Annotated in this window: 18 protein-coding genes; 5 read left to right on the plus strand and 13 right to left on the minus strand. The window is 62.6% G+C overall.

What is annotated here, in order from left to right; all coding sequences use genetic code 11:
* Positions 1-131: 131 nt before the first annotated feature.
* Positions 132-1,076 (plus strand): IS110 family transposase, encoded by a 945-nt coding sequence (locus tag DSM107133_RS11365; protein ID WP_114291353.1) that lies wholly within the window; start codon positions 132-134, stop codon positions 1,074-1,076.
* A gap of 47 nt (positions 1,077-1,123) precedes the next feature.
* On the opposite strand, the gene DSM107133_RS11370 is transcribed toward DSM107133_RS11365, so the two are convergent.
* The 3 genes from DSM107133_RS11370 to DSM107133_RS11380 all read right to left on the minus strand — a co-directional run bounded on the left by DSM107133_RS11370 (position 1,124) and on the right by DSM107133_RS11380 (position 4,396).
* Positions 1,124-1,906 (minus strand): enoyl-CoA hydratase-related protein, encoded by a 783-nt coding sequence (locus DSM107133_RS11370; protein WP_114293189.1) that lies wholly within the window; start codon positions 1,904-1,906, stop codon positions 1,124-1,126.
* An 85-nt stretch (positions 1,907-1,991) separates the two neighbouring features.
* Positions 1,992-2,444 carry a cytochrome c-type biogenesis protein gene (locus tag DSM107133_RS11375; RefSeq protein WP_114293190.1) on the minus strand — a complete coding sequence of 151 codons (453 nt, stop codon included), beginning with the start codon at positions 2,442-2,444 and terminating at the stop codon, positions 1,992-1,994.
* Entirely contained in the window at positions 2,441-4,396 is a 1,956-nt protein-coding gene (locus DSM107133_RS11380; RefSeq protein ID WP_114293191.1) for a heme lyase CcmF/NrfE family subunit, read from the minus strand. The genes DSM107133_RS11375 and DSM107133_RS11380 overlap by 4 nt, the downstream gene beginning before the upstream one ends.
* A gap of 449 nt (positions 4,397-4,845) precedes the next feature.
* On the opposite strand from DSM107133_RS11380, the gene DSM107133_RS11385 reads away from it, so the two are divergent.
* Positions 4,846-5,790, plus strand: a complete 945-nt coding sequence (locus DSM107133_RS11385; protein WP_243253541.1) for an IS110 family transposase — start codon at positions 4,846-4,848, stop codon at positions 5,788-5,790.
* Positions 5,791-5,872: 82 nt separating this feature from the next.
* On the opposite strand, the gene DSM107133_RS11390 is transcribed toward DSM107133_RS11385, so the two are convergent.
* The 8 genes from DSM107133_RS11390 to DSM107133_RS11425 form a co-directional block, all read right to left on the minus strand.
* Positions 5,873-6,445: a holin family protein gene (locus DSM107133_RS11390; protein ID WP_114293591.1), complete on the minus strand. Its 573-nt coding sequence runs from the start codon at positions 6,443-6,445 to the stop codon at positions 5,873-5,875.
* Complete coding sequence (locus DSM107133_RS11395; RefSeq protein ID WP_114293592.1) at positions 6,436-7,047, minus strand: holin-associated N-acetylmuramidase; 612 nt, start codon at positions 7,045-7,047, stop codon at positions 6,436-6,438. Before DSM107133_RS11395 ends, DSM107133_RS11390 begins: the two co-directional genes overlap by 10 nt.
* Positions 7,048-7,125: 78 nt before the next feature.
* Positions 7,126-7,569, minus strand: coding sequence for a cytochrome c maturation protein CcmE (ccmE, locus tag DSM107133_RS11400; RefSeq protein ID WP_114293593.1), 444 nt, complete (start codon positions 7,567-7,569; stop codon positions 7,126-7,128).
* 204 nt (positions 7,570-7,773) lie between these two features.
* Positions 7,774-8,718 carry an IS110 family transposase gene (locus DSM107133_RS11405; protein WP_243253541.1) on the minus strand — a complete coding sequence of 315 codons (945 nt, stop codon included), beginning with the start codon at positions 8,716-8,718 and terminating at the stop codon, positions 7,774-7,776.
* Positions 8,719-9,167: 449 nt separating this feature from the next.
* Complete coding sequence (gene argC, locus DSM107133_RS11410) at positions 9,168-10,196, minus strand: N-acetyl-gamma-glutamyl-phosphate reductase (protein WP_114293992.1); 1,029 nt, start codon at positions 10,194-10,196, stop codon at positions 9,168-9,170.
* Positions 10,197-10,230: 34 nt separating this feature from the next.
* The gene (murI, locus tag DSM107133_RS11415; RefSeq protein ID WP_114293991.1) at positions 10,231-11,040 is read right to left on the minus strand and encodes a glutamate racemase; all 810 of its coding nucleotides are present in this window, start codon (positions 11,038-11,040) and stop codon (positions 10,231-10,233) included.
* Positions 11,041-11,079: 39 nt separating this feature from the next.
* On the minus strand, positions 11,080-11,958 hold the full coding sequence (locus DSM107133_RS11420; protein WP_114293990.1) for a lysophospholipid acyltransferase family protein: 879 nt from the start codon (positions 11,956-11,958) through the stop codon (positions 11,080-11,082).
* Between the two features lie 84 nt (positions 11,959-12,042).
* Positions 12,043-15,465: an indolepyruvate ferredoxin oxidoreductase family protein gene (locus DSM107133_RS11425; RefSeq protein WP_114293989.1), complete on the minus strand. Its 3,423-nt coding sequence runs from the start codon at positions 15,463-15,465 to the stop codon at positions 12,043-12,045.
* A 169-nt stretch (positions 15,466-15,634) separates the two neighbouring features.
* Here DSM107133_RS11425 and DSM107133_RS11430 point away from each other — a divergent pair, with 169 nt between their 5' ends.
* From DSM107133_RS11430 to purL, 3 genes are all read left to right on the plus strand, one after another.
* Positions 15,635-16,540, plus strand: a complete 906-nt coding sequence (locus tag DSM107133_RS11430) for a LysR family transcriptional regulator (protein ID WP_114293988.1) — start codon at positions 15,635-15,637, stop codon at positions 16,538-16,540.
* 397 nt (positions 16,541-16,937) lie between these two features.
* The gene (locus DSM107133_RS11435; RefSeq protein ID WP_114293987.1) at positions 16,938-17,474 is read left to right on the plus strand and encodes a hypothetical protein; all 537 of its coding nucleotides are present in this window, start codon (positions 16,938-16,940) and stop codon (positions 17,472-17,474) included.
* Positions 17,475-17,917: 443 nt separating this feature from the next.
* Positions 17,918-20,077, plus strand: coding sequence for a phosphoribosylformylglycinamidine synthase subunit PurL (purL, locus tag DSM107133_RS11440; RefSeq protein WP_243253551.1), 2,160 nt, complete (start codon positions 17,918-17,920; stop codon positions 20,075-20,077).
* 27 nt (positions 20,078-20,104) lie between these two features.
* Here purL and DSM107133_RS11445 read toward each other — a convergent pair whose 3' ends face one another.
* Positions 20,105-20,326: a hypothetical protein gene (locus DSM107133_RS11445; protein ID WP_114293389.1), complete on the minus strand. Its 222-nt coding sequence runs from the start codon at positions 20,324-20,326 to the stop codon at positions 20,105-20,107.
* A 116-nt stretch (positions 20,327-20,442) separates the two neighbouring features.
* Entirely contained in the window at positions 20,443-21,129 is a 687-nt protein-coding gene (locus tag DSM107133_RS11450; RefSeq protein ID WP_114293388.1) for a phytanoyl-CoA dioxygenase family protein, read from the minus strand.
* Between the last annotated feature and the right edge of the window lie 327 nt (positions 21,130-21,456).

A 21,456-nucleotide genomic window follows, 5' to 3' on the forward strand; every position in this document is an offset into this window, starting at 1 on the left:
CACCGGCGACGGGTGGATCGTCTGCGGCCAGGTCTTCGAGGACCGTAATCAAGTGAGATCGCCCGTCGTCTTCGCATGAGGCCTGAACGGATACGCAGCAGCTCACAGGCTCTGCACGACAAGCAAAGGACATGACGAAGATGATCAACGATACCATCGGCATCGACATCTCGAAAGCGCATCTTGACGCGCACCGGCTCAGCACCGCAACCCACGCCCGGTTCGACAATACCGCGACAGGCCTGCGCGCCTTCGAGCGCTGGTTGGGGCAGACAACGCCGGAGCGCGTGGTCTTCGAGCCCACCGGCCCCTACCACCGACGCCTCGAGAGCCATTTCTCAGGCCGCCTGCCGCTCGTCAAGGTGAACCCGCTGCAGGCCCGCCGCTTCGCGCAGGCCCACGGCACACGCGCTAAGACCGACGCGGTCGATGCCCGCATGCTCGCGCTCATGGGGCGCGCGCTGGAGCTGGTTCCGGACCAGCCAACCGACCCCAAACAGCGTGAAATCAAGGAGTTGCATGTCGCCCGCACCGGGCTGGTGCGGGATCGTACCGCGCTGATGAACCGCCTTGGCACGCAACAGCTCGACGTGACCCGCCGCCTGACCCGGGCACGCCTGCGTCAGGTCAACCACCAGATCGACAGGCTTAACGCCGAAATCGAACGGCGAAACCGCGATTGCCCGGAACGCGCCAGGGCAATCGGCATTCTCACCTCGATCCCCGGGATCGGTGCCATCACCGCACGGGCGCTGCTCAGCGAATGCCCCGAGATCGGCACTCTGGGGTCAAAGCAGATCGCGGCGCTCGCAGGTCTCGCGCCGATCACGTGTCAGTCCGGTCAGTGGAGCGGAAAGGCCCACATCCAGGGCGGGCGCAGGCTCCTGCGCGAGAGCCTGTTCATGCCCGCCCTCGTCGCCATGAAGCGAAACCCCGATCTGAGCCAGAAATACGATGCCCTCAGAGCCGCCGGAAAACCCCACAAGGTCGCGCTCGCCGTCCTCATGCGAAAACTCCTGATCCTCGCAAACACTCTCATAAGCGAAAACAGAGAATGGACACCAAAACACCCTTGACCAAGACGGATACTTGATTCCGGGCTTTGGTATTTCGCAGCAGCCCGTTACCGTCCCTCGAATTTCGCCTGGCGCTTTTCGGTAAAGGCCACGACGCCTTCGACAAAATCGCGGCTCTCGGCGCATTGGCCTTGTTCGGATGCTTCCAGCTCAAGCTGTTCTTCCAGATCATTGGCCCAGCTTGACCGCAGCACCCGTTTGATCGCGCCATAGGTTTTGGTGGGGCCGTTGGCCAGATGGGCGGCGCGCGCCTTCCAGTGGCTGTCAAAATCGGCGTCCGGCACCGCTTCCCAGATCATGCCCCAGTCGTCGGCCTGTCTGGCGCTGATACGGTCAGCGAACAGGGCCGCGCCCATCGCCTTGGACATGCCCATGGTGCGCGGCAGCGTATAGGTGCCACCGGCGTCGGGGATCAGGGCGATGCGGGCAAAGGCCTGCATGAAATAGGCGCGCTCGGCGGCGATCACCACGTCGGCGGCCAGCGCAAGGTTGGCCCCTGCCCCCGCAGCGGCCCCGTTCACGGCGCAGATGGTCGGCACCGGGCAATTCACAATGGCGCGCAGCATCGGCGCGTATTCGTCGCGCAGGGTACGTTCGGTGTTTTCAGCCCCCAGACCGCCGGTGCCGTCGCCCAGATCCTGACCCGAGCAGAACGCCCGGTCGCCCGAGCCGGTCAGCACCACAACGCGCGCTTCCTTGCCGCCACGGGTCACGGCCTGTTCGATCTCGGCGCGCATCTGGCTGTTCAGCGCATTCATCTTTTCGGGACGGTTCAGCGTCACGGTGGCAATGCCGTCGGTCAGATCGTAAGTCAGCGTTTCGTAATGCATCCGGGGTCCCTTCCCATGTATCAGGGGCAATCAGTGTCGCGCGCAGCTTAGCAAACCCGCGCGCGACGCCCAGCGAAACCGCGCGTCAATCTTTCAGAATTTCGGCCAGCCGCCTGGTTTCCGCTTCGCTCAGCGCCTGTTCCTGCCGTCGCGGCGCGCGCGATCTGGCACGCAGGTAAAGCACAGCGGCCAGCAGCGCCAGCAGCAGCATCACCGGCCCCGCCGCCCACAGCAGCCAGTTGGCCCCCGTGGCTTGCGGGCGCAGCAGCACATATTCGCCGTAGCGCGCCACGATGAAATCCACCACTTCGGCGTCGCTGTCACCGGCCAGCAGACGGTCGCGCACCAGCAGGCGCAGGTCGCGGGCCAGCGGCGCGTGGCTTTCGTCGATGCTTTCGTTGCGGCAGACCAGGCAGCGCAGGCCCTGGCTGATCTCGCGGGCGCGGGTTTCGAGCGCGGGGTTGTCCAGCACCTCGCCCGGTTCGACCGCCCGGAGGGGGGTGGCCAGCAACAGCAGGATCATCAGCAGCCGTTTCATTCCGCAGGCACCGCTTGCGGTTTGCGCGCGCCTGCCGCCACACGGAAGCGCCGGTCGCTGAGGCTGAGACCGCCGCCAAGGGCCATCAGCGCACAACCGATCCAGATCCAGTTGACCAGCGGTTTGATATAGGTGCGCACGGCCCAGCCGCCCGCGTCCTGTTCGTCGCCGATCACCACATAGACGTCTCGGGCGAGCGACTGGTCGATCGCGGCCTCGGTCGTGGGCATTTGCGCCACGGGATAGACCCGTTTTTCGGGGCGCATCCGGGCAATCTCGCGGCCGTCGCGGGCCAGCGTGACAAAGCCGGTGGTGGCGAAATAGTTCGGCCCCTCGCTGTCGCGCACCGCGTCCAGCGTCAATGTATAGGCCCCGACGTCGAAGGGCTGCCCCAGCTGGGCGACGCGAATGTCCTCGGATTGCCATGCGGTCAGCCCTGCGATGCCGAAGACGGTCACGCCAAAGCCTGCGTGGGCCACGGCGCGGCCCCAGTCGGCGCGTGGCAGGCGGAACAGGCGGGCCATGCCGCTGCGTCCGGTGCGTGTCCACAGGTCGACCGCCGCCCCCATGACCAGCCACGCCCCCAGGAACAGGCCCACCGGCCCCAGCATGCTGCGCCCCGTCTGCATCATCCAGACCAGTCCGGCCAGCGCCAGCGCCAGCACGAACACCGGTGCCATCAGCCGCACGGCGCGCCCCAGTCTGGCGCGTTTCCACGGCATCACCGCGCCCACGGGCAGCACCAGCCCCAGCAGTACCATGAAGGGGGTGAAGGCCATGTTGAAGAACGGCGGGCCGACGCTGAGCTTGCGGTCGAGGAACATCTCGGCCACCAGCGGCCACATGGTGCCGACAAAGACCACGAAACAGGCCACCGCCAGCAGGATGTTGTTCACCAGCAGCGCGCTTTCGCGGCTGACCATGCCGAATACGCCCCGCGCCTCCATTGCCCCTGCACGCAGGGCATAAAGCGTGAGCGCACCGCCGACGAAGACCGCGAGGATGGCAAGGATGAACACGCCGCGTTCGGGGTCGTTGGCAAAGGCATGGACCGAGGTCAGCAGGCCCGAGCGTACGATGAAAGTGCCGATCAGCGAAAAGCCAAAGGCCAGGATCGCCAGCAGGATCGTCCAGGACTTCAGGCTTTCGCGTTTTTCCACCACGATGGCGGAATGGAACAGGGCGGCGGCCAGCAGCCATGGCATGAACGAGGCATTCTCGACCGGATCCCAGAACCAGAAGCCGCCCCAGCCCAGTTCGTAGTAGGCCCACCACGATCCCAGCGCGATGCCGATGGTCAGGAAGATCCACGCGGCCAGCGTCCACGGGCGCACCCAACGGCCCCATGCGGCGTCGACCCGCCCCTCGATCAGGGCGGCCATGGCAAAGCTGAAGGTCATGCTGAGGCCGACATAGCCCAGGTAGAGAAACGGCGGATGGAAGGCCAGCCCGGGGTCCTGCAACAGCGGGTTCAGGTCCTGCCCGTCGAAGGGGGGCACCGCCATGCGCAGGAACGGGTTCGAGGTGAAGAGGATAAAGGCGAAGAACGCCACCGCGATAGCTGCCTGCACCGCCAATACGCGCGCGCGCAAGGAAGGTGGCAGGTTGCCCCCGAACCACGCGGCCATCGCGCCGAACAGCGAGACGATCAGCACCCAGAGCAGCATCGACCCCTCGTGGTTGCCCCAAGTGCCGCTGATTTTATACAGCATCGGTTTCGCGGAATGGCTGTTCAGCACCACCAGCCGCACCGAGAAATCCGAGGTGACAAAGGCCCACATCAGCGCACCAAAGGCCGCCAGCGTCAGGAAGAATTGCGCCGCGGCGGCGGGTTCTGCCACCGCCATCCACGCCGCATTGCGCCGCTGCGCGCCGATCATCGGCACCACGGCCTGTACGATCGCCACCAGAAAGGCGAGGATCAGGGAAAAGTGACCAAGTTCTGTAATCATGCGGACCTTATAGGCCCGCAGGCGTCGCCTCACAATCCGCAGTGGGTGGCGTCGTCATTGTGTCGCATCAGATTTGTGTGGGGGGGCGTGACATTCCCACAGAGGGCAGCGCCTGACCGCGGGTGGGCATCGAAACGTCAGTGGATGCCACTTTATTTCTAATCTTTGGGGTGTGGGTGAAGAGGTGCTAGCCGGTGAGAAAGCGCCCGCCCATGGGGCGGTCGGGCGCTGCCCGGCGGCACTGCGTGCCTTGTCTCAGACTTTCCGTGGCTCTTCTGCGAAGGTGGAGCCGGTGCCAGCCACCTTTTGGATCGCAGGCACCGGCGACGGGTGGATCGTCTGCGGCCAGGTCTTCGAGGACCGTAATCAAGTGAGATCGCCCGTCGTCTTCGCATGAGGCCTGAACGGATACGCAGCAGCTCACAGGCTCTGCACGACAAGCAAAGGACATGACGAAGATGATCAACGATACCATCGGCATCGACATCTCGAAAGCGCATCTTGACGCGCACCGGCTCAGCACCGCAACCCACGCCCGGTTCGACAATACCGCGACAGGCCTGCGCGCCTTCGAGCGCTGGTTGGGGCAGACAACGCCGGAGCGCGTGGTCTTCGAGCCCACCGGCCCCTACCACCGACGCCTCGAGAGCCATTTCTCAGGCCGCCTGCCGCTCGTCAAGGTGAACCCGCTGCAGGCCCGCCGCTTCGCGCAGGCCCACGGCACACGCGCTAAGACCGACGCGGTCGATGCCCGCATGCTCGCGCTCATGGGGCGCGCGCTGGAGCTGGTTCCGGACCAGCCAACCGACCCCAAACAGCGTGAAATCAAGGAGTTGCATGTCGCCCGCACCGGGCTGGTGCGGGATCGTACCGCGCTGATGAACCGCCTTGGCACGCAACAGCTCGACGTGACCCGCCGCCTGACCCGGGCACGCCTGCGTCAGGTCAACCACCAGATCGACAGGCTTAACGCCGAAATCGAACGGCGAAACCGCGATTGCCCGGAACGCGCCAGGGCAACCGGCATTCTCACCTCGATCCCCGGGATCGGTGCCATCACCGCACGGGCGCTGCTCAGCGAATGCCCCGAGATCGGCACTCTGGGGTCAAAGCAGATCGCGGCGCTCGCAGGTCTCGCGCCGATCACGTGTCAGTCCGGTCAGTGGAGCGGAAAGGCCCACATCCAGGGCGGGCGCAGGCTCCTGCGCGAGAGCCTGTTCATGCCCGCCCTCGTCGCCATGAAGCGAAACCCCGATCTGAGCCAGAAATACGATGCCCTCAGAGCCGCCGGAAAACCCCACAAGGTCGCGCTCGCCGTCCTCATGCGAAAACTCCTGATCCTCGCAAACACTCTCATAAGCGAAAACAGAGAATGGACACCAAAACACCCTTGACCAAGACGGATACTTGATTCCGGGCTTGGGGGTTGGGGTCCGCGTTGGAGGATACCGCCATGAGCGGCAGTTTGTCGTCCCCCTAACCCGCCCGTTTCCAGACCTCCAGCGCCGCATTCCGGTCCGGCAGAATCGCCGCCGTGGTCAGGCGCGCGTCGTTGCCGGTGTCGGCGACGCCGACGCTGTCGGCGCGCAATTCACGCAGGGCGCGGATGTTGTCCATGACCTGCGGCACATGGGCCATGGTGCCGACGATCTGGCGCTGGAATTCCTGCGCTTTGACCTGATGGCGCGCGCCGAAATAGAAGGACACGATCACCCCCAGCAGCCACCACAGCGGTTCGGGCACCAGTGCGATGCCCTGCATCCGTTCGGCAAACCAAAGCGGTTCTACCATGGCCGAGATGAACAGGCCCAACGTGCCAAAGGCCAGCATCGGGCGCGGCAGGCGGTTCAGTCCGTCGACAAAGCGGTCGAACCACCCCTGCCGCGCCACGGCATATTCCGCGCCGAACTGGCGCATGGCCTGTACCTGCACGTCATGGGCGCGGGCGCTGCCGACCTCGGCGTTTTCGCGGAACACTTCGACCGTGTCGCGCACCACATTGCCCCCGTTGCCGAACAACAGGCCAAACATCCGTTCAATCATCCCCATACCGCCACCCGTGCGTTAAATTCTGCTGTTGTCATGTGAAAGGACGCGCTGATGAATTCCTCGGCCCGCCTGATCCAGCCGCCTTTGCCGCCTGCCCGCGTGCGCGCGTATTTGCGGCTGGCGGGGCGGCGGTCGGCGATGCGAAAGTAATAGTTGCGCCGCGCGATGCCGTAAGCGTCGACCATGGCCTGCGGGGCCGTGCCATAGGCCGCATGGGTCGCCTTGATCGACTGCGGCCCCAAGGCACCGTCCACGGCCACGGTGTGTCCCATCTCGCACAGCAGCCGTTGCAGGATGCGCACGGCATTGGCCCCGGCGTTCACATACATGTCGAAAACCGTTGCTTGCAGACCGCTGGGCAGTTCCGCAATCAGGGGGCGGTCGAAATAGTGGCGGATGAAGATGTCCACCGCCTGCGCCCGTGTCAGATGCTGCACGTCGGTCGCGTCCACATCGCCGTCTGCGTCCAGATCCAGCCCCAGCCGCCGCATGGTGTGAATGGTGACGCCGAATTTGGTCGCCCCGCCCGGATCGTCGGGGTCGTTCACATAGCCGCCCTCGCGGGCGACGATTTCATTTGCGATGTCTCTGACGGTTTGCATGTCCAACCCCTGTCCCTGCTGCAACTGGTGCAAAGAGTGGGTTGAAAATGGTTAACAGAGGTTGATCTGTGCGTGCGCTCAGCCCTCGGGATCCTTGTAGACGCCTTGTTCCTTCAGCGCGTCCACGACCTCTTTGGGCATGTAGGTTTCATCGTGTTTGGCAAGGATTTCAGAGGCTTCAAACACACCGTTGACGTAACGGCCGGTGCCGACCATGCCCTGATCCTCGGCAAAGAGGTCGGGCAGCACGCCGCTGAACACCACGGGCACGGATGCGCCGCCGTCGGTCACTTCAAAGCGGATCACCTCGCCCTGCCCGCGTTGCAAGGTGCCTGTGGCCACCAGCCCGCCGATGCGGAACACTTCGCCCGGGCGCGGCGGGTCGGCCACAACCTGGCTGGGCGCGCGGAAGAAATTGATGCCGTCGCGCATGGCAAAGCCGATCAGCGCGGTGCTGAGGGCCAGCGCCACGGCTGTGACCAGAATGATCTGGATGCGCCGTTGTTTCTTGAGGCTTTTCATCGCGGCTCCGTCTGCTTTTCCGCATGGAAAAGGTTCAGAGATATCTAGACACAAACCGCGCGCCAATCAACGCGCGCCGTTCGGCCGTAGTGTCGCACCTTAGAGCGCCCCTTAGAAAACCGGACCTATCCGCAGATCGCAGCGAAGGGCCGGTTCGAGCCCCGTTCAACTTTCCCCTCGTGCGGAATCAAGTATCCGTCTTGGTCAAGGGTGTTTTGGTGTCCATTCTCTGTTTTCGCTTATGAGAGTGTTTGCGAGGATCAGGAGTTTTCGCATGAGGACGGCGAGCGCGACCTTGTGGGGTTTTCCGGCGGCTCTGAGGGCATCGTATTTCTGGCTCAGATCGGGGTTTCGCTTCATGGCGACGAGGGCGGGCATGAACAGGCTCTCGCGCAGGAGCCTGCGCCCGCCCTGGATGTGGGCCTTTCCGCTCCACTGACCGGACTGACACGTGATCGGCGCGAGACCTGCGAGCGCCGCGATCTGCTTTGACCCCAGAGTGCCGATCTCGGGGCATTCGCTGAGCAGCGCCCGTGCGGTGATGGCACCGATCCCGGGGATCGAGGTGAGAATGCCGGTTGCCCTGGCGCGTTCCGGGCAATCGCGGTTTCGCCGTTCGATTTCGGCGTTAAGCCTGTCGATCTGGTGGTTGACCTGACGCAGGCGTGCCCGGGTCAGGCGGCGGGTCACGTCGAGCTGTTGCGTGCCAAGGCGGTTCATCAGCGCGGTACGATCCCGCACCAGCCCGGTGCGGGCGACATGCAACTCCTTGATTTCACGCTGTTTGGGGTCGGTTGGCTGGTCCGGAACCAGCTCCAGCGCGCGCCCCATGAGCGCGAGCATGCGGGCATCGACCGCGTCGGTCTTAGCGCGTGTGCCGTGGGCCTGCGCGAAGCGGCGGGCCTGCAGCGGGTTCACCTTGACGAGCGGCAGGCGGCCTGAGAAATGGCTCTCGAGGCGTCGGTGGTAGGGGCCGGTGGGCTCGAAGACCACGCGCTCCGGCGTTGTCTGCCCCAACCAGCGCTCGAAGGCGCGCAGGCCTGTCGCGGTATTGTCGAACCGGGCGTGGGTTGCGGTGCTGAGCCGGTGCGCGTCAAGATGCGCTTTCGAGATGTCGATGCCGATGGTATCGTTGATCATCTTCGTCATGTCCTTTGCTTGTCGTGCAGAGCCTGTGAGCTGCTGCGTATCCGTTCAGGCCTCATGCGAAGACGACGGGCGATCTCACTTGATTACGGTCCTCGAAGACCTGGCCGCAGACGATCCACCCGTCGCCGGTGCCTGCGATCCAAAAGGTGGCTGGCACCGGCTCCACCTTCGCAGAAGAGCCACGGAAAGTCTGAGACAAGGCCGAAGGCCGCCGCACATCGACGGGCCGCCCCACGGCACGGCGATTTGGCTGCTGTTGTGTGGAACAGATAGGTCGTAGGTGTTTGGCTGCCATTAAGTGGCAGACACAGCTGTAGGATCGCCGCACCTCGGCCCGTCGATGCGCGGCTTCATGCTTTTTGCAAAAGGCAGAAAAGTCCGCGCACCCGCCTTTGACCCGAACTGCGCGGAAGGGCCGGTTCGGGTCAGAAATGCGCGACGTTCCGCGCTTAGGGGAACAGCGGTGCCATCATCAGGCCGGCGGTTTCCGGCAGGCCCAGCATCAGGTTGGCGTTTTGCAGCGCCTGTCCGCTGGAGCCCTTGGTCAGGTTGTCGAGGGCTGCGACCACGATGCAGCGTCCGTCGATCCGGTCGCCCACCACGCCGATGTGGCAAAAGTTGCTGCCGCGGATGTGGCGCGTGCTGGGCGCCTCGCCTTGTGGCAGGACCTGAATGAACGGTTCGTTCTCATAGGCCGCGGCCAGCGTGGCGTGCACGGCATCCGCGTTGCCCGAGACGTAGCAGGTGGCCAGAATACCCCGGTTGGCGGGGATCAGGTGCGGGGTGAACTGCACCTGCACCGGGCGGCCTGCGACCTTGGAAAACTCCTGGTCGAACTCGCCCAAGTGCCGGTGCGTGCCGCCGACGGCATAGGCGTGATAGCCCTCGCTCAGCTCGGCGTGCAGCAGGTTTTCCTTGAGCGACCGGCCCGCGCCGGAGACCGCGCATTTCAGGTCCATGATGATGTCGTCCAGCCCGATCACACCGGCGGCAATCAGCGGGCGCAGGGCGAACTGGCCCGTCGCCGCGTTGCAGCCCGTGCCCGCCACCAGCCGCGCGGCGGCGATGTCGTCGCGGTAGAATTCGGTCAGGCCGTAAACCGCTTCGGACTGCATTTCGATGGCGGCGTGGTCGTTGCCGTACCATTTTTTATAGTCCGCCGGATCGCGCAGCCGGAAATCGGCGCTGAGGTCGACGATTTTCAGCGTCTTGGGCAGGTCGCGGATGACCTCCTGGCTGGTCTTGTGGGGCAGCGCGCAAAAGCACAGGTCGATGCCCGACCAGTCGATCGTGTCAAAGGCGACCATATCCGGCAGGTCCAGATGGCGCAGGTGCGGGAACACCTCGGCCAGCTTTTGACCGGCCTTGGAAAACGCGCCCAAGGCCTTGATTTCAATGGATGGATGTTCGGCGATCAGCCGGATCAGTTCGGCGCCAGTGTAACCGCTGGCCCCCAGGATTGCGACAGAATGGGTCATGTCAGACCTCGTATATTAGGAATTTCAAAGATGTTCAGGCAGAGACAAAGCTGATTTGTCGTCGCATGAACTGTGTCGCGCGGTCGCTGACCCGTTTGGGGTCGCCCGTGGTCAGATAGGCCGCCGAACCGCTGCCCATCTTGTCGGGGTGGCGGTCCAGATAGTCCGCAAGGCTTTCGCCAACCAGCGCGGCCTGCGAATAGACCTGCACATCTGCGCCCAGCGCCTGCTGGAAGGTCTCTTGCAGCAGCGGATAGTGGGTGCAGCCCAGAATCGCCGCCTGTGGTTCCGGCATCTTGCGTTTCAGCGCGTCCACATGGCTGCGCACCAGTGCCTCGGCCAGGATCATGTCGCCGTCTTCGATGGCATCGACGACGCCGCCGCAGGCCTGTGCCTCGACATCAACGCCGATGGCGCGAAAGGCCAGTTCGCGCTGGAAGGCGCGGCTGCTGACGGTGGCGGGGGTGGCAAACAGCGCCACATGTTTCACGGCCACTTCGCGCGGGGGGGAATTGTCGCCCCATTGCCGTTCGGTCATGGCTTCGATCAGTGGCACGAAGACGCCGAGTACCCGCTTGCCCTCGGGCACCCAGCTTTCCTGCATGCGGCGCAGGGCGGCGGCCGAGGCGGTGTTGCAGGCCAGAATCACCAGATCGCAACCGGCATCGAACAGCCGCTGCACGGCGGCGGTGGTCAGGTTGTAGATATCATCGGCGGTGCGCACGCCATAAGGCGCATGGGCCGAGTCTGCGAAATAGACAAACTCGACATCCGGCAGACGCTTTTGCGCTGCTTCCAGAACGGTCAGGCCGCCCAAACCACTGTCAAAAACACCAATTGCCATAACGCGTTAGCCCGTGCTCCCAAGGCACCGGTGATCTGCTCAGCGGTGCCGTTCCTCGAATTCATAGCCCAGATCAAAATGTTTGACCGGACCTGGATTGAGGTCATACGTCGCTTTGCGCAGGAAATCCATCATCTGTTTGCTGTCCCCTGCCAGCGGGTCCAGCACATCGCGCCCCAAGGGGTCGCCCACGACCACGCGCACGGGGGTGTCGACGCGTTTGCGGAACTCCTTGATCAGCAGGCCCAGCCGCAGGGTGTTGTGCATGTGGCTGGCCAGTTGGAACAGGCGGCTGGTGTGGCCGTCAAAGTAGACCGGCACCACCGTTGCGCCCGATTTGGCCACCATCCGCGCGGTAAAGCTGCGCCAGCGCGGGTCCATGGGGCGCGAGAACGGTCGGGCTGCCGTGCTGACGGTGCCGCCGGGGAAAATGCCGATGGCCCCCCCTTGCGCCAGATAGCCCAGCGCGGTGCGCCGTGTTTCGATGTTTTGCGCCAGCGCCTCGCGGGTCTGGTCAAAACTGATGGGCAGCAGCACGCGGTTCAACTCTTCGGCGCGGTTAAAGACCGCGTTTGCCAGAATGCGGAAATCGCCGCGCATGACCGACAGGATATGCCCCATCATCATGCCGTCGAGAATGCCGTAGGGGTGGTTGGCGATCAGGATCAGCGGGCCGGTGCGCGGAATGTTGTCCAGCGCGCCGCCGACCACGTCCAGCGACAGCCCGTAGCGTTCCACCATCACCGACCAGAAATCACGTCCTGCCGCGACCTCGTCCTGATAGCCGTCGGCGCGGCGGATCAGGTTCAGCCGGCCTGTCGAATTCTCAATCAGGCGGATCATCGCACGGCCACTGCGCGAAGTGGCCGAATGGGAATAGGTGATGTCACGCGCGATTGCGCGCTTGGACGGGGCCATTGTCATCTCCGTGACCAGAGGCGTGTCATTACTGCAAAGCCCAGTATCACACGCCCCCCGTTACAGGAATGTGACGATTGCGCCCTACTCGGCTGCTTTCGCCATATCCTTGCCGCCTGCGCGGATCACCGCAAGCAGTTCCTCGCGCCGTTTGGCGGCCTTGGCTTCGTTGGCCTGTTTCACGGGACCAAAGCCACGGATCGACTTGGGCAGTTCCGCCAGTGCGACGATGGCGTCGCGGGTGTTGTCGGTCAGCAGCGGCAGCACCTGCTTCATGTCGGCCTCGTACTGGGTGATCAGCGCGCGTTCCATCTTGCGTTCGGTGGTATAGCCGAACACATCCAGCGGCGTGCCTCGCAGGCCCTTGAAGCGTGCCATCAGCGCCAGCGGTTTTTCCAGCCACGGGCCAAAGGTGCGTTTGACAGGGCGGCCATCGCTGCCCATTTTGGTCAGGACCGGCGGGGCCATGTGGTATTTCATCGTGAAATCGCCGTCGAATTCCGCCTCGGCCTTGGCACGGGTGGATTGCAGCAGGCGCGCGACCTCGTATTCGTCCTTATAGGCCAGCACCTTGTGATAGCCTTCGGTCACTGCGGTGCGCACGGCCTTGTCTTCGATGGCTTCAACCAACTTGCGATAGCGTTTGGCCAGCCGTTTGCTTTGGTATTTCACCAGATGATCGGCGCGGTAGGCGATCTTTTCGTCCAGTGTCTTTGGCAGGGCCACGACCTTGGGCGTCAGGATGTTCTGCGCCTGTTCGGGGTACAGCACCGCCCAGCGCCCGATTTCAAAGGCACGCAGGTTGCGTTCCACAGCAGCACCATTGAGCGTGACCGCCTCGACGATGGCATCATGGGTCAGCGGCAGCAGGCCGCGCTGCCATGCGGCGCCCATCAGCATCATGTTGGAATAGATGGAATCGCCCAGCACCGCCTTGGCCAGGTCCGAGGCATCGAACATCGCCACCCGGTCCTGCAACCGTGCCTCAAGCGCCAGCTTGAGCCGGTCGGCCGGCAGGGTGAATTCGGTGTCGCGGGTGAAATCGCCGGTGATGATTTCGTGGCTGTTGACCACGGCACCGGTGCGGCCGGTGCTGGTCAGGCCCAGCGTCTTGGCCCCCGCACTGACCACCAGATCGCCGCCGATCAGCGCGTCGGCCTCGCCTGTGGCGACGCGGATGGCGCTGATGTCGGCAGGGTTGTTCGCCAGACGGCAATGGATGTGTACCGCCCCGCCCTTTTGCGCGAGACCGGCCATTTCCATCATGCCCGCTCCCTTACCGTCGATATGCGCGGCCTGTGCCATCACCGCACCCACGGTAACGACGCCGGTGCCGCCGACGCCGGTGATGACCACGTTGAACGTGCCGTCAATGGCGGGCAGCGTGGGGTCCGGCATCGCGGGCAGGTCCAGCTTGGTGGTGGGATCCTTGCGGACCTGCGCGCCTTCGAGGGTCACGAAGGACGGGCAGAACCCTTTGAGGCAGGAGAAATCCTTGTTGCAGGACGACTGGTCGATGGCACGTTTGCGGCCCAGTTCGGTTTCCTTGGGCACGATCGACACACAGTTCGACTGTACCCCGCAATCGCCACAGCCTTCGCAGACATCGGTATTGATGAACACGCGCTTGTCCGGGTCGGGGAAGCTGCCGCGTTTGCGGCGGCGGCGTTTCTCGGCGGCGCAGGTCTGGATGTAGACGATGGCGCTGACGCCCTCGACCTCGCGCAGGCGTTTCTGCACCGCGTCCAGTTCGGCGCGTTCATGGGTGGGGATGCCCTTGCCGAAGCGGGCAAGGTCGACGTCTTCTTTCTCGTCATAGACCACTTCGATGGTCGGCACGCCGATGGCGCGCAGCTCGTCCACGATCTTGTAGGCGCTCAGGCCGCCTTCGTTGGTCTGGCCGCCGGTCATGGCGACGGCGTCGTTGTAGAGGATCTTGTAGGTGATGTTCGCCTTGGACGCCAAGGCGGCGCGGATGGCCTGAATGCCCGAGTGGTTGTAGGTGCCGTCGCCAAGGTTCTGGAACACATGGTTCGTGGTGGAAAACGGCGCTTCGCCGATCCAGTTCGCCCCTTCGCCGCCCATGTGGGTGTAGCCCACGGTGTCGCGGTCCATCCACTGTGCCATGTAGTGACAGCCGATGCCCGCATAGGCGCGGCTGCCGTCGGGCAGTTTGGTGGAGGAGTTGTGCGGACAGCCCGAGCAGAAATAGGGCAACCGCGCCGCGAGGTCCTGTGCGTTGTCGTTGCGCCGTGCCTCGGACAGCGAGGCCAGCCCCGCCTGGATGCCGTCGGTGTTGCGGCCCTCTTCGATCAGGATCTCGCCCAGTTTTTCGGCGATCAGGATCGGGTCCAGCGCGCCGCGTGTCGGGAACAGTTCCAGACGGCGGCCATGTTCCCATGTGTCGCCCTTGTGCCAGCCATAGACGCGGCGGCCGTCGCGGTCATCAAAGATGGCTTCCTTGATCTGCACCTCGATCAGTTTGCGTTTTTCTTCAACGACGACGATCAGGTCCAGCCCGGCGGCCCATTCGTGGAAGGTGTCCATGTCCAGCGGCCATGTCTGGCCGACCTTGTAGGTGGTGATGCCCAGACGCTCGGCCTCGTTGGCATCAATGTGCAGCAGGTCCAGCGCATGCATCAGGTCCAGCCAGTTCTTGCCTGCGGCGACAAAGCCGATCTTGGCCCCCGGCTTGCCCCAGACACGCTTGTCCATGCCGTTGGCGCGGCTGAACGCCTCGGCGGCAAAGCGTTTGTGGTCGATGACGCGGGTTTCCTGATCGACGGGTGTGTCGACCAGACGGATGTTCAGCCCGCCCTTGGGCATGTTGAATTCGGGCACCACGAAATTCAGACGGTTGGGATTGCCGTTGACGACACTTGTGGCCTCGATGGTGTCTTTCATGGTTTTCAGGCCGACCCAAAGGCCGGAAAAACGGCTGAGCGCCCAGCCATAGAGGCCATAGTCCATGATCTCCTGCACACCGGCAGGCGAGACCACGGGCATATAGGCGTCCAGCAGCGCAAATTCGGACTGGTGCAGCACGGTCGAGGATTCACCGGTGTGATCGTCGCCCATGGCCACCAGCACGCCGCCGTGCTTCGAGCTACCCGCCATGTTGGCGTGTTTGAACACGTCGCCCGAGCGGTCCACGCCCGGCCCCTTGCCGTACCACAGACCAAAGACGCCATCGAATTTCCCCTCGCCGCGCAGTTCGGCCTGTTGGCTGCCCCACAGGGCGGTGGCGGCGAGATCTTCGTTCAGTCCGGGCTGAAAGGTCACATCATGTTCGGCCAGCGGTTTGGCGGCGCGCATCATCTGCAAATCAACGGCACCCAGCGGCGATCCGCGGTAGCCGGTGACCAGACCCGCAGTGTTCAACCCGGCGGCACGGTCGCGGACCTTTTGCATCATCATCAGCCGCACCAGCGCCTGCGTGCCGTTCAGCAGCACCGTGTCGCGGTCAAGGTCATAGCGGTCATTCAGCGAAATCTTCTGCGTGCTCATATCCGCACCTCCCCAGTTTGGATCATTCTATCGAATTTCAGCTCACAATAGGTCATAAGCTATGACCTGTATAGACATTAATGCGACTTTCCGCCACGCGCCTTTTGACGAGTGGTAGGTTTCCATGTCTTTTACTATAGGGTGATCTCAACGATCAGAAAGCAGTGTGATGGACTGGGACAAGCTAAGAATATTTCATGCCGTGGCAGATGCCGGCAGTCTGACCCATGCGGGTGACCGGCTGAACCTCAGCCAATCCGCAGTCAGCCGCCAGATTCGCGGGCTTGAGGAGTCGCTTGCGGCCACCTTGTTCCACCGCCATGCCCGCGGGTTGATTCTGACGGAACAGGGCGAACTGCTGTTCGACGCCACCAGCGCCATGACAAAACGTCTGGACGCAGCCGCCGCGCGCATCCGCGACAGCGAGGAAGAAGTCTTTGGCGACCTGCGCGTCACGACGACAACCGGCTTTGGCACCCTGTGGCTGGCCCCGCGCCTGCCCAAGCTTTACGCCAAACACCCCGACCTGCGTGTTGACCTGATGCTGGAGGAACGGGTGCTGGACCTGCCCATGCGCGAGGCCGACGTGGCGATCCGCATGAAAGAACCCAGTCAGGCCGATTTGATTCGCAAGAAACTGATGACGGTCAAGATGTGCCTGTTTGCCTCTTCCACCTATCTCAATTCAGAGGGCACCCCGTCATCACTGGATGATCTCAAGGATCATCGCCTGATCTGCCAGAATATCGATTCTGCGCAGGTGGGCGCCAGCGTGAGCCTTGTTCAGGAACTGTTGACCCATGAGGTCAGCTCGATGTTGACCGTCAACAACTATTTCGGCGTGCTTCAGGGGGTGCTGCACAATCTGGGAATCGGCGTGCTGCCCGATTATCTGGCCAACGATTTTCCCGATCTCATGCGCGTGCTGCCTGAGGTTGAGTCGACCGATATTCCCGTCTTCCTCGCCTATCCCGAGGAATTGCGGCATTCCAAGCGTATTTCAGCGTTTCGTGATTTTGTTCAGGAAGAGATCCTGCTGTACCGCAAACAGCTGAAAAGCAAACAAAAACCTTAGCCATGCATGAATTGCATAGCGGCCATTCCTGCGGGCGTTCACATTCTGCCTTGTTTGGCAGCAACGCTGCACCTAAATCGGTCTCGAAGGCGATGATCGCTTCTGGCGCATCATCTTCATACCTCCCTGTTGGACTTGGCCGAGCTTTATGCTCGGCCTTTTTTTTGGCCCGGATCCGGGCGCAATACCGGTTCATGCCGCGCTTGTAACCGGGCCTGCCCCTCCAACGGTTCGCGCCCTCCCTTGCATGTTTTCCCGAGTAGCACCGAACGCGCGCAATGCGTTCAGAGATGTTTTGTTCCGCCTTTCACGAAAAATTTTTCTGAAAAAACAATAGGAACCGATGGGCCGTTGGTCCCGTTGTCCCACCAGCAACGCAAAACGAAAGGAAATACAAATGACACGCAAGTTTTTGACAACCGCCTCGACGATCGCCGCTTTGATTGCCGTTCCGGCGCTGGCACAGACCAACGACCCGGCTTCGGACCTGCAAGGCAACTCGCCTGCCGTGACTGAAGGCGGCAACATGAACGAAGCCGCGTCGAACCAGTTCAAATACGACACTGAGTCGCCGCGCATTTCGAATGGTTACGCCGAATATGACACCAACCAGATCGCGATGTCCCAGTCGGCATTCCGCGCGCTGAGCAATGCACGCGGCGAGAACATGGAAACAACCGACGGCACAGTGATCGGGATGATCGAAAATGTGAATGTGTCCGGTCAGGGCAACCCTGAACTGGTGGTCGAACTGACCGACGATCAGGCAGAGAAATTCGACACCGACGTGCTGGTGGTTACCGTCACGCCCGGCAATGTTACCATGCAAGGCGACAAGCTGGCGCTGGCCACCACACTTGACGATCTGGTGTTGGCCGCCGAGCAAGGTGACAAAGGCTCGTATGCCGACCGCAAGTCGGTGACCTTGCCCTGATACCTGATAATCACGCCGCCCCCCTTGCGGGGGCGGAATGATATCGAAAGGCCGTGCTTTCCCTAGGCTCTGGACCCATTAATTCTATATACTCAGCGGCGATTTCGCGAAATTTCAAAGGTTTGGGGCGTGCAGCCAATAGTGGTTCTATTTGCAAGCGACCCAAGACGTTGAAATGAAGCGAAATCGCCGCCCTTCGGGTTTGACGGATTTTCCCGCAGCCTGCGGCGCATCTGCTTAAAATAGAACCACTATTCTTGCGCAAATGCTTCTTGTCTGCGAAAAAATCTGTCAAACTGAGTATATAGAATTAATGGGTCCAGAGCCTACCTCCAGGCACGGCCTTTCTTTTTGCCGCATAGAAATCCGGGCCTTCCCCCCTTTCCCCGCGCGCCAAGCTGCCATAAAGACAGGCCACCATCTGTCACGGGGGACATGGGCGCATGACCGAACCAGCAATTACACCTGACCTGATCGCCAGCCACGGGCTGAGCACGGACGAATACCAGCGTTTGCTGGAAATCATCGGGCGGGAACCGACATTTACCGAGCTTGGCATTTTCTCGGCCATGTGGAACGAACACTGTTCCTACAAGTCATCCAAGAAATGGCTGCGCACGCTGCCCACCGACGGCCCGCAGGTGATCTGTGGCCCGGGTGAGAATGCGGGCGTTGTCGACATCGGTGACGGCCAGGCCGTGGTGTTCAAGATGGAAAGCCACAACCACCCCTCGTATATCGAACCCTATCAGGGGGCTGCCACAGGTGTGGGCGGCATTCTGCGTGACGTGTTCACCATGGGCGCGCGACCGATTGCCTCGATGAACTCGCTGAGCTTTGGCGAGCCGTCGCACCACAAGACGCGCCAGCTGGTCAACGGCGTGGTTGCGGGTGTGGGCGGATATGGCAACTGTTTCGGCGTGCCCTGCGTGGGCGGCGAAGTGCGCTTTGACCCGGCCTATAACGGTAACTGCCTTGTGAACGCCTTTGCCGCCGGTCTGGCGGATGCGGACAAGATTTTCTATTCGGCGGCTTCGGGCGTCGGCATGCCTGTGGTGTACCTTGGCGCCAAGACCGGGCGCGACGGCGTCGGCGGGGCCACCATGGCCTCGGCCGAGTTTGACGACACCATCGAAGACAAGCGCCCCACGGTGCAGGTGGGTGACCCGTTCACCGAAAAGCGCCTGATGGAGGCGACGCTGGAGCTGATGGCGACCGGTGCGGTGATTTCGATTCAGGACATGGGGGCCGCCGGTCTGACCTGTTCGGCCGTGGAAATGGGCGACAAGGGCAAGCTGGGCATTCGCCTGCATCTGGAAAACGTGCCGGTCCGCGAAGAGCATATGACGGCCTACGAGATGATGCTGTCGGAATCGCAGGAACGCATGTTGATGGTGCTGCGCCCCGAGCTTGAGGCCGAGGCCAAGGCGGTGTTCGACAAATGGGACCTGGATTTTGCCATCGTCGGTGAAACAATCCCCGAGGACCGTTTCCATATCGTCTACAATGGCGAGACGATGGCCGACCTGCCGCTGTCGAAACTGGCCAGCTCCGCCCCCGAATACGACCGTCCGTGGGTAGAGACCCCAGCTGCCGCACCGCTGGCCGATGTGCCGGGGATCGACCCGATCGACGGGCTGCGCGCGTTGCTGGCCTCGCCCAACTATGCGGGCAAGCAATGGGTCTACGAGCAATACGACACCATGGTCATGGCCGACAGCGCCCGCACGCCGGGTCTGGGGGCGGGCATCGTGCGCATCCACGGCACCGACAAATCGCTGGCCTTCACCTCCGACGTGACCCCGCGCTATGTCAAGGCGAACCCCATCGAGGGCGGCAAACAGGCGGTGGCCGAAGCCTATCGCAACCTCTGCGCCGTGGGGGCCAAGCCCTTGGCCACGACCGACAACCTGAACTTTGGCAACCCCGAAAAGCCCGAGATCATGGGCCAGTTCGTGGGCGCGATCAAAGGCATCGGTGAAGCGGTTGCGGCGCTGGACATGCCCATCGTGTCGGGCAACGTGTCGCTCTACAACGAAACCGACGGCACCGGCATCCTGCCCACACCGACCATCGGCGCAGTGGGCATTATCGCCCACAGCGACGAGATCATCGGCTGTGATGTGCGCGAGGGCCATGTCGCCCTGTTGATCGGGGACACCACGGGCCATCTGGGCCAGTCTGCCCTGCTGGCCGAAGTCTTTGGCCGCACCGAGGGCGACGCGCCGCATGTGGATCTGGAGGCCGAGGCCAAGCACGGCCAGTTCATCCGCGACAACCGCGATCTGATCACCGCCTGCACGGACCTTTCCGATGGCGGCCTGGCGCTGGCGGCGTTCGAGCTGGCCGAGAAGACCGGCGTTGGCGTGACCCTGGACGCATCCGACACGCCGACGCTGTTCGGCGAGGATCAGGCGCGCTATCTGGTCGCCTGCAACTTTGACAAGGCCGAGGCGCTGATGACCGCCGCAGGTCGGGCTGGCGTGCCGTTGACCACGGTGGGCAAATTCGGCGGCGATCAGGTCAAGTTCGGGTCGGTGTCGGCCCCGCTGGCCGATCTGGCACAGGTGTTCCGCACAAGCTTTGCCGCAGCGGTTGCATGAAGTCGGGCGGGGCTGCGGCCCCGTCTGCTAATACTGTCCTATTTCCCCCAGTAGCAATTGGGTAAAGGCCGTGGGCAATAGCCAGCCCTGAAGCGAGGCCACGCGAAAGGTGATCGACCCCGCCAGATCCTTGGTCTCGGCTGTCTGTCGCCCGCCCCAGATGGCGCGGGTGGTGCCGTAGATAACATAGACCGCGATGATATTGATCAGGGCGATCCCGAGGCCCATGGCGAATTCGTGAAGATGCATGATGGTCTCCCACGGTGTGGTCGAAGCTTAGGCGGGGACGGTGCGCAGGTCTACTTGGATTGTGTGTGTGGGGGGTGAGCGGGACTTTGTTGCCGTTCGTCTTGAGGCAACGAAGGTCAAGCTTCGGAAGGATGCGTACTCCACGATAATGGCGGCGACAGTTGAGATGACGCGAAATCTAAGCGCAAAACCCTGCGTTCAGATTGAACCTTTGCTGGCTTCGAGGAATGCAAAGTCAGCATTTTTAGTATCAACACGTCTCCGCGCTTGGCCGCGCAAGTCTCAATCGGATAGGTGTTTGCCATTTTCTCGGCATTTGTAGAGTGGACAACCCCATCCGCATGGCTACCTACAGCGATTTCCATCGCACCGTTGGACCGATCAGTATCATCCAAGTGAACGCGAACAAAAAGCATGTCTTCCAAGACGGCTTGTGGCGGTTCGCAATGCCAAGTACCGGATTTATTGGTCCAATTCATGTATCCGGCGACATCCACCTTTTCCGCAACCGCGATGACCCGGTCTTGATGCCAAGGAACACCCCAGTTTGCGTTTTCCGATTTGTTGAACGCGACGATACGGACGGGCATAGCCTCGGGCGCAAGACGCCGGATAACACGAATTAGCGAGCTTTCCTCAGACAAGGCCGCATTCAATGAAACCGTCGCATCGAGTCTTTGTCCAGCTTTCGAGGAGACAGCAGCAGCGCGGTCGAAACACGCCAGGTCCTCTTCCGAGATGGCGTTTCTGAACCAGATGCGACCGCATTCTTCAAATTCATTGTGAAGTGATTGCTCCTGCACCGCCCATTCCTGTTCTTTGCCTGTGTAAAGCTGACATTAGCCGCGTTGCAGAACTTAGGGAAGTTGGGCTCAATCCAGACATTCGCCGCGACAACAAACGCCAGCCCCACCCACCAAGCCCGGAATCAAGGTGCGTAGCACCGCCGGCCTCTCGGTGTTCGCAAAGCGAACACCTGCCGGCAACACATTGCTTTGCAATGTGTGAGAGGCAGCGCCCGACCGCCCCATGGGCGGGCGCTTCTTCACCGTCTTGCGATTCAGCAGCCCCACGCCAAGGCATTGAAATTAAGTGGTTTGAACCAAGGTATCGGCGCCCACCCGCGGTCA

Origin of the sequence: Pseudosulfitobacter sp. DSM 107133, assembly GCF_022788695.1 — a bacterium.
Taxonomy (GTDB): Bacteria; Pseudomonadota; Alphaproteobacteria; order Rhodobacterales; family Rhodobacteraceae; genus Pseudosulfitobacter.